Here is a 13,530-nt window from a genome sequence, read left to right on the forward strand (position 1 = left end):
TTATCCACCCATTTTTTTAAATTTGTACCCGATTCCGAAGACGGTAGTAATGCATTCGGTGGCGTCTAGCTTTTTGCGGAGTCTCTGGATATGCGTATCAACCGTACGGGTATCTCCGACAAAATGATAACCCCACACCAGATCAAGCAGTTCGGAACGTGTAAAGGTTTTGCCCTGATGTTTAACCAGCATCATAAGCAGATCAAATTCCTTGGGGGTCAATTCAACAGGACGGCCTTCTATTTGGACGAGTCGTTCTTCTTCGATCACTTCAATATTGTCAAACCGAATGACGGCTTTCGTGGCTTCTTCCCTGTCCGAGCTGTTCGCCTGCTCCACTCTGCGCAAAATGGTTCGAATGCGTGCAACAACTTCGCGCAGATCAAAAGGCTTGGTAATATAATCATCGGCACCGAATTCAAGGCCTAGAATTTTATCGGTAATGTCCGATTTGGCTGTAATCATGCAGATCGGTATGTTATAGTCCGTTGTCACCTTTTTGCAAATGTCTAGACCGCTCTGGTCAGGTAGCATCCAATCTAACAGCAGCAAATCGGGCTGAAACGACTGCAGCTCATGCATTCCCGTTGCTCCACTGGCCGCTGTGCGTGTCTGGAACCCCTCCATAGAAAGCCCGTACGAAAGCAAGTCGGCAATCGGGGCATCATCTTCGATAATAAGAATCTTTGCTTTATTCATCGTAATCCTCATCTCTTTTTTTAATACGGTAGGTTTATGACATTGTCCATTATATTAATCATTCAGGGGAAAACAATCAAATGTATATTGTAAATCCTCATACCCACTATCAGCATATAGCCCCACCTTTTCTGTTATAAGAAGCCGTACCATGAGCGTTTTTCGATAAAAACTTAAGCAACATAAGCGATAAACAAACTAAGGTTGCTTATAGGAAGTTCATCCCAGTTCCAGCTGTTATTGGCCTATTCGAAAGGTCAATCATAAATAACGAAATCTTCGCCTGATGTGAAAGTGATGTGTCCGTTGTTTTGGAATAGCTGTTTGTTACCTAGCCAGCATTTTGTCCAGCAAGTCCTCCAGCTCGGTTGAAGGTCGTTGTGACTGAACCCGTTGAGTAAGAATTGCTCACGGTTCCGTTAGAATTGTATCCGACTAAACCACCAGCGCGGGACAGTCCATCCACTTGGCCAGTCGCATAACTTTGGCTGACGGTGCCTTGAATATTATAGCCTGCAATTCCTCCAACATATCCAGTAGATTTGGTTCCCCTCACGTTGACAGCCGATATAGACTTAGTAATCGACGCGTTGTTAACACCCGACCAGACCACTCGCATAATCATAGGTGCCCTCTCCGAGCGCTTCTACACTGCCGGATGCAAATACATTACTGATTTGACCGAAACTTGTACCAGTAACACTTCCTACGTTCCTATTTCCGATTATGTTAACATCCATTAACCGAACGTTACGAACAATACCTGTAGCCATTAAATTGCCAAAAAAACCGACATTCATTGACAAGGGCTGATTAATCGTCAAGCCGGAAATCGTGTATCCGTTCCCATCGAACACACCCGAGAAATTGGCAATCGGGTTCCAAGTACGATCCGTTAATTGGATATTAGCACCCAATTTGTAATAAGCGTTCGGATTAGTCCTGATATCATCCAGCATCGCCGCTGTCGTGATGATATAAGGGTTATGTTCCGTACCGTTTCCCGTTCCGTAAAAAGCATGTGCCCGTGAAGGGGCGACGGGAACAATAGCTGCGGCAAGAATAATGACTACTAGGATTAATTTTAAATAAGAAGTAAGCTTTTGGTTTAGACGAAATTCCTTAATTAATGGTAACAATAAAAGTTCCTCCTTCTTATGCGACAAATAAAATCATCTGAATTGTTTAGGCTAATGCCACCTCATCTCATATAGTACTAAGTACAGCAACGCTATTTTCTCTCAAGGAAAAATTTAAATTTAAGCATGAAAAATAACCGTTCATTGAAAGAACGGTTACCCGCTTTTCAGTTTGTTTTATCGCCGCTGCCTTAAATAACATTCCCCTGGCCTACTAAAATCAGGATGCGATTATATGCATTGCAATATCGACATACATTAAATAAATATTATATATGAAACGATGCTGCTTTCCTGTTCACACAATTACTGTCTCCTTTGTATGTTTTGGCTGTTATTTTGATACGAAGATTTTAGCATGGTATAACTGAACAAATTTTGAACATTCACACTTCTGCTTCTTCGAAGAATGCTCTAATCATAAACCTGGCTTAGATATTAATGAACCGAGAAGACTCAGCTGATATGTGACGGTTTCATTGCCCCTAAAGCCTCCATTTAGACGACTTCTAGAGCAACTTTGTATTGTCTACCAACAACAGCAAGCCACTAATCCTAGACTAACAGATTAGTGGCTTGTTCGTGGAGTTTATAAGGGACTCATATTAAAGTTCTCAGCGGAGTTTCTTGTTCAACGGGTCCTTAAATTTCTTTCCCATTTGACTCAACAACTTTTTTGTACCAATAAAAAGAATCTTTTTTATAATGCTTTAATTGTTTGATATCATCATCTGTTCGATCTATATAAATTAATCCATACCGTTTTTTATATCCGTTACTAGTGGATAATAAATCGATGGCAGACCACGGATTATAGGAAATGACCTTTACACCAAAATCAATCGCTTTTTTAACTGCGAGGATATGTTTTTTCAAATAATCAATTCTGTAATCATCATGAATCCTCCCATCAATGGTCAACTCGTCGTATGCACCAAGACCATTCTCTGTGATCATCAAGTGCATATTATATCTTGTATAAATATCACGCAAAATGTATTCCAGTCCAGTTGGATCTATAGCCCAGTCTGTAGTCTCCAGAGCAGGATTCTCGCACATTTCATAGAAGCCCGGATGTGTTTCGAAGCCAGATATTTCTCCCTTGATACCAGAGACATTAACTCCCGACCACTGTTCATCGGCAACCTCTGGACAGGCTTTGGCTGTGTCACTGGCATAGTAATTCAGAGCCAAAAAATCAGATTTTAAATATGAGTGGTTGATTTCAAATGGTTTTTCGCAATAATTTGTTACCTCTAGATCCATTCCAATTAATACCTAGTGATCATATTCTAGCTCTCCATAAAACGTGACTTCTCAGTTAAGCTTCTTACTAAAAGCAAACCATCTATTTACCCCAATCTTATTTAACTTGGTAGGTGTGTACATACATTCACCCCATTATGGGAGAAATTGTATCAATGGAATGATTCGTCAAATACTTCAATATTCCTTTTTCTAAGAGAATCTAATTATGTCGAAATAAATCCTATAATTTCGATTAAAGCGAAATTATCTTATGTCATTCCCATAAGTAACTCTATCTAATAGCCGCCGCATTAAATATTACAAATTCCTCGTAAGGGATAAACTTGTTGTCACTGTACAGTTGCGCCATGCTGCACTTGACGTGTATATTTTCCCCACATATAATTGAAGTCAATAAAACATATGAACGGTTGCTCATATGTTAATAAAATAGAAAGCTGGGATATGTATGGCAGGACATAATCATGGACATCGACACAACAATAAAAAAGTTTTGCTGATCTCCTTCATCATCATCACTACTTACATGCTGGTCGAAGCTTTTGGTGGATTTATTACCAATAGTTTAGCTTTGTTCTCGGATGCAGGTCATATGTTATCGGATTCTCTTGCGTTGGCGATCGCTTTGTTCGCGTTTAAGTTTGGAGAGAAAGCTGTCAATAAGGAAAAAACCTTTGGTTACAGGAGATTTGAAATATTGGCTGCAATGCTAAACGGTGTTACTCTGATTGCGATTGCCTTATACATTTTTTACGAAGCGATTGAAAGGTTTATAAATCCTCCAGAAGTAGCTACAGTAGGGATGCTAGTTATCAGTATTGTTGGCCTGTTCATTAATATACTCGTTGCCTGGATTATGATGCGAGGTAGCGATACAGAGCACAACCTGAATATGAGAGGTGCTTATCTGCACGTCCTCAGCGATATGCTGGGATCTGTTGGAGCGATTATTGCCGCTCTTCTGATGATGTTCTTGGGATGGGGTTGGGCAGACCCACTTGCTAGTGTAATTGTCGCAGTACTTGTCCTTCGCAGTGGTTACTTTGTTAGTAAGTCTTCCCTGCATGTGCTTATGGAAGGAACACCCCGTAACATTGATGTAGAGGAAGTCGTACAAGCCATTTCGCAGTTCGAAGGTGTGAAAGCCGTACATGATGTGCATATTTGGTCAATTACTAGCAACTTAAACGCTCTGACTGCGCATATTGTAGTTGATGGAAATAAAACAGTGTATGAAACCGAGGCCCTACTGCATAGTATCGAGCATATGCTGGAGCATAAGAACATTCCTCACTCTACTTTGCAGATCGAGTCCGAACAGCATAGACACGATGAATCCATTATGTGCACTATAGAGTCAGGTGCGCCGGATGCACATGCACATCATAGCCATTAATAAAAGGAGGACTGTTTGACTTTTTTGGAGCGGCTGAATCCTCGACCGCTCCCCTAAGTACCAATGCACTCCTTGGAAATTTGTTCTGTAGACTTAGATCCAAGTCTGTTAACGCAAAATGGGTCATTCCTTCTTAAATGGAGCGATGGCATCTAGTATAAACCTCATTATTTTCTCAAAAGTCAAATTCATATCTGAATCGAGATAATTCAAGTCTGCCCACCATCACAATACGGTTTTTCGTACGCATCTTTACCTACGCGATTGCCCTTTGATACGATTCAATCAGTGATTCAAGGTGACCTTATTATTTTTGAAATGGTGACTTTTCCGTTCTCTTTACATATTAATAGCACCTGAAGCTATTCCCTCTGACTTTTCCAATCCAAAAAAGAACTGACCGTCGTAGCTTCTTTCTTTTATATGTCCAGTAGTATATAAATAAAGATTAATAAAATGAGTGGACTGTTTAATCAGTGCCTTTCATAAAATTCTGAGTCAAATGGAGTGAAGTCTCTTTTAGAGTATTAATAAAAATACGTGTCGCAGCACTCAGGTATTTATCTTTCCTGTAGATAATTCCTATATATCGAGCAAGATTAACATTTAAAATGGGAATAATTCTGATACGAGGATGGTTAAGGTACTCTAAGTAAGGTCGCGGTAATATAGTTACCCCTATCCTATCTATAACCATATTAATTAAAGATTGCATGGTTGTAATTTCAAAGACCGGTTCTGGAATAAACCCCACATCTTTACAAGCTTTATTTATAAGCTGTCTTATAAAATATTGTTCAGGAAGTAAGATGGAAGGTGTTGTTTGCAAGACTTCTATACCTAATTTATCCTGATTCTCTAACGGGTGTCCAACAGGCACTGCAAACGCCATTTCCTCTCTATATAAAGAAATAGTTTCTAATTCATCCCCTTTCATAGGTAAAAAAACAATGCCTATATCCAGCTTATTTTCTAACAGTTGTTTTTGAATATCCCCAGTACGTAATCCAAACACAGATATCTTAACACCAGGATATAGATGATGAAAACTACGTAATGTGGGCGGAATGAGGTAATTTTCAACGGTTAACAAGGTGCCTATAGAAATGGTTCCTCTTTGAAGGCCATTTAGTTCATCTATTGAGGTTTTTGCCTGTTCCAGTTCATGAAAAATGTTACGTGTATACTTTAAGAGTAATTCCCCTGATTCCGTAAGAGCCGTCTTTTTACCAATGCGATCAAATAAAAGTGTGCCAATTTCATGTTCTAACAAACGAATTTGTTGACTTAAAGAAGGTTGAGAAATCCCTACCTTTTCTGCTGCTCTTGTAAAATGTAGCTCTTGGCACACAGCGTAAAAATATTCAAGTTGTCTTAACTCCATTCTTAAGCCTCCTGATTTAAACGGTAATAGTTCCTACCTTTACATTTTGCAAGTTTATTAACATGAATTTCAATAGGAATACTATAAACAATCTTAGATATTACACATTATATCATAGGTAAAACCTATGGTTATTATATAAATAATTGAATTGTACTATTGATTGAACTGTCTTAGACTATTAGTTGCACAGAGATCCATTTAATCCTAAAAGTATAAATTCTTTAAACTGTGTAAAAATTTTGTGGGGGTGATAAGATGGGTAGTCAAAAAACAGAGATTATCTACTACAGTGAGTTTTTAATAAAGAGTAGTAAGCCTGCCGTTCGAGCATGTTCATGGAAATGGAAAGACATTTATCCATTACTCAATTAATCTGTATCGGAAGGCTTTCTTTAAAGTGGCCGTGGAACATTGTCACTCATTCATAATCATACAGGGGATACGCATGGAACTTCATCAACTATGAAAGTAGTCGTCCAAATTTTTAAACCTGGTGGGCATAATAAAGCTCATCGTCATACTAATGTAGCTCTCAATCTAGTATTTCAGGGCGAGGGTTATAGTATCGTGGATGGAGAAAAGATTGAATTGAAAAAAGGCGACCTATTCTTAGCTCCTCCTTGCTCTGCTCATGAGCATTGCAACACTTAGCAAACAGAGGATGCTATTATTTACACGTTTCAAAATGTACCGGTTCTTACTTCAATGGGCACTTGGTTTTTAGAGAAACCGGTGGGTAGTACACCTCGTCACATAGTCAAACCAGATACACAAATAAAGAATAACTAGAAAAGATTAGTTAATACTTTTGGCCTGAAGAATGTAACCAAACTTTAAACAACATGAACATAGAACAATTTAGTCATTCAAATATACCTTTTAAAAATTATCTGAAAGGATTAGTATTTGACCTTATGTACAAATTAGTTCTTGTAATGTATATACACTGGAGGATATAACTGATGAAAAATTTTAATGTTGCTATTCCAACTCCCTTTCGTGATGATGAGAGCTTATATTTAGAAGGATTCAATCCTATTGTTAAACATTTAACAGATAACGGGATAGATTCACTACTTGTGTCTGCTACGACAGGCGAACAAAATTCAATGAGCATTGAAGAGCGTATCCATATTATTGATTATTTTAATCAACAAAAATTTGAAAATGTTGAACTGATGTTTGGCGTATCAGCTACAACAACAAGAAATGCAATAAAACTGGTTAAAAAGCTTGAGGAATCTGTTTTTGATTCTATTCTAATTCAGTTTCCACCTTACATTCAGCCGACACAACAACAAGCTATTTCTTATATCAATGAGCTGCTACAACATACCACCAAAAACGTTGTCCTTTATAATAATCCTTTCCGAACAGGATTTGAGCTAAGTGCTGAATCATTAAAGACTGTTATTAACCAGAAGTACTCTAACCTTGTAGGACTTAAAGAAGAGAGTGATGCCAAACGTCACCATAATACTGACTTACCAGATGATTTCATCATGTTCGCTGGTGGAGATGTAAATCTTACAGAAAAGATAATGAATGGATGTAATGGACTTTCTAGTATGGTAGGAAATGTTTACCCACAAGAAATCAAACAAATTTTTAATGACTTATTAATGAATAAACCAGTAGACCTTTGGAAGATAAAACAATTAATTAATAAAGTTACAAGTGGTCAAGCCATCATAAACATAAAAAATCACTATAATTCTTTAGGTATAAAAGTAGGGGCTTGTCGTTCTCCTATTAACTAACGGGAGAAGTCCAAAAATTCGCTTAATTTAATTAAAATGTTTAAAAGTAACCGTCAAGTAGAAAACAACATTTTATTATGTTCTCTGCTTTACGGTTACTATTGTGGAACAATATGGAAGTGTGGCAATTCAAACAATAAATGAATTGATTACCTAATTTAGAAAAGCTTTAGTATTAAATACGGAGGATCTATAGCGATCATGGGTATTTCACAAAAAACCAATCAACTAGGACAACCGAAACCGGATCTAAAGCCTAGAATAGGATTACTTATTATAGGTATCATCCTAATGGGAGCCAATCTCAGAGCCCCACTAACATCAGTGGGTCCACTAATAAATTCTATACGTGACAGTTTAGGCATATCTAATATACTAGCAGGGACAATAACTACAGTACCTTTACTTACTTTTGCATTCTTATCCCCTTTTGCCCCTAAGTTAGCTCAACGTTTTAGTACGGAGTTTATCCTATTTATTTCTTTAATCTTATTAACCATTGGATTTGGAATACGTTCTTTTGGTGGTGTAATAACCTTATTTATAGGAACAATCTTAATTGGTTCATGTATTGCCATTGGTAATGTATTACTCCCCAGTCTTATTAAACATAACTTTGCACAAAATGTAGGAATGATAACAGGGATTTATATAGTCTCTATGAATTTATGTGGAGCTATTGGATCCGGTATAAGTATTTCCATCTCCTCATTATCAGGGTTAGGATGGTCAGGAGGTCTCGGATGCTGGGGAATCTTATCTCTTCTTACACTTTTCTTTTGGTTACCACTAATACAAAATCAACATAAATCTATTAGATTTGTACAAACTAAAAAGAAAGTTAAATCTATAAACTTATGGCATTCTAAACTAGCATGGTATGTCACGTTATTTATGGGTTTTCAATCCTTAATCTTTTATACCATGATAACGTGGCTTCCTGAAATTCTTGAACAAAAAGGGCTGAACACTCATGAAGCTGGCTGGATGTTGTCTTTAATGCAATTTGCTATGCTTCCTACTACGTTTATTGTCTCTATTTTAGCTGGACGTTTAAAGAAGCAGCATCCATTAGTACTGGTTTCAGTCATCTTGCTTATTGGAGGGGTATTCGGTATCTTACACGGAAGCACGATCCTTATTCCAATATGGATAATTATGGTTGGAATTGGAGTGGGATTTGCCTTTAGTTTAGCTATGATGTTTTTTAGTTTACGTACTCAAGATACGAATGAGGCAGCAGAATTATCCGGTATGGCTCAATCATTAGGTTATCTTTTGTCTGCTATCGGCCCTGTCTTATTTGGATGGTTGCATGATGTGACACATAATTGGAATACTTCCTTACTGATGTTAGTTTTAACTTCTGTTATTATCTTTATCACGGGTATAGGCGCAGGAAAAAATGAATATGTAGCATAGGATACCAGTCAGTAAACAAGAATACTTGGTTTTTAACCCAGTCTCAAAAACATTTGTTTTTGGGACTTTTTTGTAATTGGTATTAATATATAAAGGGGAATGGATAGTTGAAAACAAGAGAACTTCTTACCGACTGTCGCTATTTTATTGAACTAACGTTTCCCGTGAGTTGGACAAGATTATTAGAACTGAATGCTAATCCGTTGAATTTATGAATCCCAGTTCCAAATTTGGCGAGATCATTTCTTTATTTCCTGGGATCTTTCGAATTGATCCACTTAATCATTAAGCTCCCTGGAAATGATTTAGTTTCCTCACTCAAGCTCATGGAAGCGCTGCATGCTATTGTGCCGAACGGTACGACATATTTCTTGCAAATTACAATTAATATCTATTTTACATTACTTTCTCATAACCTCTTATCTACGAATTTCGCAAATATCTTTCAAATGTAAAGTATTCGCGAAAAAATTGACTATCCTGCCCTTTAGTTTAATAAAAGGGCGTCTGTCGCCGTCGATGAAATCCTATCGGGAATGTAACAATGTTCTTGTCACCCGACAAATGATAAATTGTCAATTAGCTGGAGAATATTATTTAAAAACACACCTAATACAAAATGCAACTCACCTCCATCTAGAAGTAAATGAACTTTGCCAAATTATTTTCTGATCTTGCTGATGAAAAATGGATATTTAGGGACCTTTTCGTATGATTTCCTATGTGAATGTGATATTTAGTATACTTATATATTCATTAAACTTGACTTTTGATGCCCATAATAAGAACGTGCATCACTAATCCCTTCTGCTCTTCTGCATTACAGGTAAATAAGCTCTTCACTACAAATCCAGACGACCAAACTCCCAACCTAACTTTCCTCATCTCTTTTGTAATCTGTCGTGCTGATTGAGCACAACAAAAAGAGATCAACGGTCGGAACACGTTGATCTCTTTTTGTCGTCTCACTCTGCTTTTCTTTTTCTACCGTTCTCGTCACTCGCAGACCGAGGAGATATAAACTCAGTATCCTCAGGGTTATGTGTCCCCCTCTGTTCTATTTCTAATGCCTACATTTTTTTGGTGTTTGGATATCCAATGTCACTGGATCATTTCAAACGGACAAAATGTATTTCTCCAAGCCTATTTTCAAACCGTCTTCATCATTACTCGATGTAACCCAGTCGGCAATTTTCTTAACTTCCTCTGGCGCATTCCCCATTGCAATTCCTAGGCCTGCGTACAAAATCATATCCATGTCATTATAGTTGTCTCCAATGGCCATCGATTCACGATAAGTAATATTAAATATCCCCTCGAGTTCCTGAATGGCATACGATTTGGACACCATCTCATCCATAATTTCCAGATAGGTTCCCTTGGATTTATAGACACTGATACCAGTAACTTCATTTTTGATTTGTTGTACAAGCCGCTCAACGTCTTCGGGAGGTCCCATGCATAAAATTTTGTGAGTATCATGATCTTCTTCTATATATGAGGAAAGCACCCTCTGTATGGGAGAGCCATTAATAATTCCCGCTTCCTGAATTACCCAAGGATTTTGAGTGTTATCAACGATCCACTGGTCATAGCCATATAAGTTAAAACTAATAGAAGGATAATGATCCGATACAATATCGTATATTTGTTTAATGCTCTTTTTCGATAAACAGATGCTATGGAGGATTTCCCTATTACAGCCCAATATTAGACCACCGCTATAACAAATGACGGGAGCGTTAATATTGAGCTCTTGCTGAAGAGGAAAAATGCTGCTTGGCATTCTCGCTGAAACGAGTACAAAAGGGATATTTCCTCCCACAACCTTTTGGATTGTATTTTTGGTGTCGAATGTAATTTGATGTTTTGAATTTAACAACGTCCCGTCAATATCGCTAAAGATTGCTTGTATCATGGCCCATGCTCCCTTGCGATTTTTTATCACTTTTCTTCCTCAAGCACCTTGATAACTTCTACTCCGCTATCCTGCAACATCAGCAATGAATGCTTCGGGGCATCCTGATTTGTAATTAGAATATCAATTTCGGAAAAATTCAGACCTTTAAACGGGCTTGTTAAATTAAACTTTTTGAAATCGGCAAGTAAAAATACTTCTCTGGCACGCCTCGATACCAGCTTTTTAACTAAAGCATCATCACGGTTCGCAAAATACACTCCGTCTTCCATAATGGCGGCAGCTCCTAAAAAAGCTTTGTCAAAAAAAACATCGTTCAACTGCATAGCCGTGTCGTAGTCATAAAAAAAACGGTTTTCATGATTAAATTTGCCCCCAAGCAAATTTATGTTAATTTCACTTTTTGCTGATAAAGCTTCTGCATTATCCAACGAGTGTGTGTAAACCGTCAGATTCTTGTCCAATTGCCCACAGAGCAGTTGAATGGTAGTCGATACATCCATGAAGCATACATCTCCGTCAGCGATATGCTCAGAAGCTGCTTTTGCAATAAGCATCTTTTGCTTTGTTGCTGAGGTTACACGTTCCTTGTAGGCTCTTATTTCTTCTTTTAATAAGGGTAAGGCAATACCTCCATGGGTTCTGATAACCCCCCCTTCATGAACAAGCTTAATAATATCCCTTCTTGCCGTATCTCTCGAGATGTTCAATAAATCGCAAATTTCCGAATTTGATAATTGGTTACGGCTTTGGAGATACTCCAAAATTTTCAAAAGTCGTTCCTCTTGGTGAATATAATCCCTCCCCCTTTCCCTATATTCATTATAAGCAATTTAACGCTTTTTGTTAAGTGTTTTTAAGTGTTTTTTTCAAAAATTAAGCAAACCGCTTATATTGAGTATTTCACATGATAAGTCCCCGATCCGCATGCACATCGCATTAAGAGTCCAGGGACTTTATTCATTTTGCCTATTTATTGATAAATTCAATCTTTTGACATCTGCAGTGTTGGTTTTTACTTTTCGCAGTTGCGTGTTTCTCGCACATTTAATTTGAAGTGGATTGATTATAAAATGCTTGCACTCCTCGCGTATTAAAATAGGAAACTAATCCACATCTAATCCTACAACCGGCTCCATAACACACTCCCTAATATTAAAGTTGCGGCCACTCCCACGATGGTTCCCCCATAGCTTCGCTTGTGATACGAGATCCCTGTCTCAACCAGCTCAAACATGGTCATTGAGGGCAGTGAGAGAACTGTTTTCACGACGGGGCCCGCCCCAATAAAGTCAACGTTCTCTCGGCTACCGCCATCATATGATGCCTAAGAAAAAAGGCCAACCAGAAATCTCTGATTGACCTAATAACACGAAATAAAGTCCTAGACTGTCGCTATTTTATTGAGCTAACGTTTCCCGTTAGTTTGACAAGATTATTAGAACTGAACACTAAATCCGTTGAATTTATGAATCCCAGTTCCAAATTTGACGAGATCATGTTCCCTCAGAAATTTAACTGCAATTTTTACTTCATCTAAAATTATTGGATTAAGTCCTAATGTATTGTGAGAACCGTATACCATTTTGACGTTGGGTATTCTTGCAATCTTTTCTAATGAATTCACTAAATCAACAGGGTTCGTTGAAGGATAAAAGGCATATATTGGCACTTCATCATAGAGCAGATCGCCAGTAAATAAATACCCTTTTGTTTCATCGAAAACTGAAATATGGCCAGGAGAATGTCCTGGAGTGTGATATATAATTAATCTTCTGTCCCCTAGATCGAATATATCACCATCCTTCAACAAACCTGTCGGCTTTCCTTTAAAGGGTTGGTATGTATCCGGATTAAACCTTTCTGGAGTAGGCAAGGTTATATCTCTTCTAATATTCTTCCTGATTTGCTCTATTGTTAAGCCTTGAATCCCGTTAATTAGCCAGTCTTCATCTCCTTTATGGACAAAGATCCGTTCAAATTCGCCATGGTTACCTATGTGGTCAGTGTGGACATGTGTCGTAATAACTTTTAGAGGTAAAGATGTCAACTGCTCTATTATTCTTTTGATACTATCAATCCCAAGCCCTGTATCAATTAATACCCCTTCTTGATTTCCCAATAATAAAAATGAATGTACTTTCTCCCAACGTCCGTATTCACTAATTGCGTATGTATTATCATCAATCCGTTGCACTGTAAACCAAAGATCTCTAATCATAGAAGCCTCCAAATTAGATTCTTTACGTCTTCTAAATTATACACTTAGCATTGAAATTTTGCCCGTTAGCTTAATGAAGCATCGTCAGTCTAAAACTTTATTTTCTTTTACCCGCCGCGATCTAATAACTAACTCCATTTGCTTATTCGTCAGGGGCTACACTAATCTGCAGTGGGTCGATCTGAAAATCCTCTCCCTCCTGGGAAAATTGTTAAAAAACTTTTCCAATGTTCCCTTGTAAGACAGGTAGGATAATAGAAATTCCAGTCGCTCTCCCCCTGTTAACGCTCTCCTGATCATAGTGTAGCCTTCCTCTCGC

The 13,530-nt window shown here is 37.8% G+C and carries 12 protein-coding genes; 4 read left to right on the forward strand and 8 right to left on the reverse strand.

The annotated features are described in order from the left end of the window. The 4 genes from ACEN8J_RS09730 to ACEN8J_RS09745 form a co-directional block, all read right to left on the reverse strand. The gene (locus tag ACEN8J_RS09730) at positions 1-699 is read right to left on the reverse strand and encodes a response regulator transcription factor (protein WP_069011890.1); all 699 of its coding nucleotides are present in this window, start codon (positions 697-699) and stop codon (positions 1-3) included. Positions 700-1,030: 331 nt separating this feature from the next. Further along, complete coding sequence (locus ACEN8J_RS09735) at positions 1,031-1,324, reverse strand: GLUG motif-containing protein (protein ID WP_245231639.1); 294 nt, start codon at positions 1,322-1,324, stop codon at positions 1,031-1,033. Then, positions 1,293-1,838, reverse strand: coding sequence for a M26 family metallopeptidase (locus ACEN8J_RS09740; RefSeq protein ID WP_495594442.1), 546 nt, complete (start codon positions 1,836-1,838; stop codon positions 1,293-1,295). Before ACEN8J_RS09740 ends, ACEN8J_RS09735 begins: the two co-directional genes overlap by 32 nt. A 642-nt stretch (positions 1,839-2,480) precedes the next feature. Next, positions 2,481-3,104, reverse strand: a complete 624-nt coding sequence (locus tag ACEN8J_RS09745) for a family 1 glycosylhydrolase (RefSeq protein ID WP_342435140.1) — start codon at positions 3,102-3,104, stop codon at positions 2,481-2,483. A gap of 451 nt (positions 3,105-3,555) precedes the next feature. On the opposite strand from ACEN8J_RS09745, the gene ACEN8J_RS09750 reads away from it, so the two are divergent. Next, a complete protein-coding gene (locus ACEN8J_RS09750) occupies positions 3,556-4,503 on the forward strand; it encodes a cation diffusion facilitator family transporter (protein WP_025679519.1) in 948 nt (315 codons plus the stop codon). A gap of 469 nt (positions 4,504-4,972) precedes the next feature. On the opposite strand, the gene ACEN8J_RS09755 is transcribed toward ACEN8J_RS09750, so the two are convergent. Continuing rightward, the gene (locus tag ACEN8J_RS09755) at positions 4,973-5,887 is read right to left on the reverse strand and encodes a LysR family transcriptional regulator (protein ID WP_029515234.1); all 915 of its coding nucleotides are present in this window, start codon (positions 5,885-5,887) and stop codon (positions 4,973-4,975) included. A gap of 465 nt (positions 5,888-6,352) precedes the next feature. On the opposite strand from ACEN8J_RS09755, the gene ACEN8J_RS09760 reads away from it, so the two are divergent. The 3 genes from ACEN8J_RS09760 to ACEN8J_RS09770 all read left to right on the forward strand — a co-directional run bounded on the left by ACEN8J_RS09760 (position 6,353) and on the right by ACEN8J_RS09770 (position 9,072). After that, entirely contained in the window at positions 6,353-6,541 is a 189-nt protein-coding gene (locus ACEN8J_RS09760; RefSeq protein WP_165083947.1) for a cupin domain-containing protein, read from the forward strand. Between the two features lie 311 nt (positions 6,542-6,852). Further along, positions 6,853-7,650 (forward strand): dihydrodipicolinate synthase family protein, encoded by a 798-nt coding sequence (locus ACEN8J_RS09765; protein WP_102163732.1) that lies wholly within the window; start codon positions 6,853-6,855, stop codon positions 7,648-7,650. A gap of 201 nt (positions 7,651-7,851) precedes the next feature. After that, positions 7,852-9,072, forward strand: a complete 1,221-nt coding sequence (locus ACEN8J_RS09770; protein WP_495594443.1) for a CynX/NimT family MFS transporter — start codon at positions 7,852-7,854, stop codon at positions 9,070-9,072. Between the two features lie 1,114 nt (positions 9,073-10,186). On the opposite strand, the gene ACEN8J_RS09775 is transcribed toward ACEN8J_RS09770, so the two are convergent. The 3 genes from ACEN8J_RS09775 to ACEN8J_RS09785 form a co-directional block, all read right to left on the reverse strand. Further along, positions 10,187-10,990, reverse strand: a complete 804-nt coding sequence (locus ACEN8J_RS09775; protein ID WP_049816871.1) for a Cof-type HAD-IIB family hydrolase — start codon at positions 10,988-10,990, stop codon at positions 10,187-10,189. A gap of 26 nt (positions 10,991-11,016) precedes the next feature. Beyond that, positions 11,017-11,763, reverse strand: coding sequence for a DeoR/GlpR family DNA-binding transcription regulator (locus ACEN8J_RS09780; protein WP_049816870.1), 747 nt, complete (start codon positions 11,761-11,763; stop codon positions 11,017-11,019). 665 nt (positions 11,764-12,428) lie between these two features. Further along, positions 12,429-13,211: an MBL fold metallo-hydrolase gene (locus tag ACEN8J_RS09785; RefSeq protein ID WP_495594444.1), complete on the reverse strand. Its 783-nt coding sequence runs from the start codon at positions 13,209-13,211 to the stop codon at positions 12,429-12,431. Between the last annotated feature and the right edge of the window lie 319 nt (positions 13,212-13,530).

This window comes from Paenibacillus sp. Paensp38 (genome assembly GCF_059491915.1).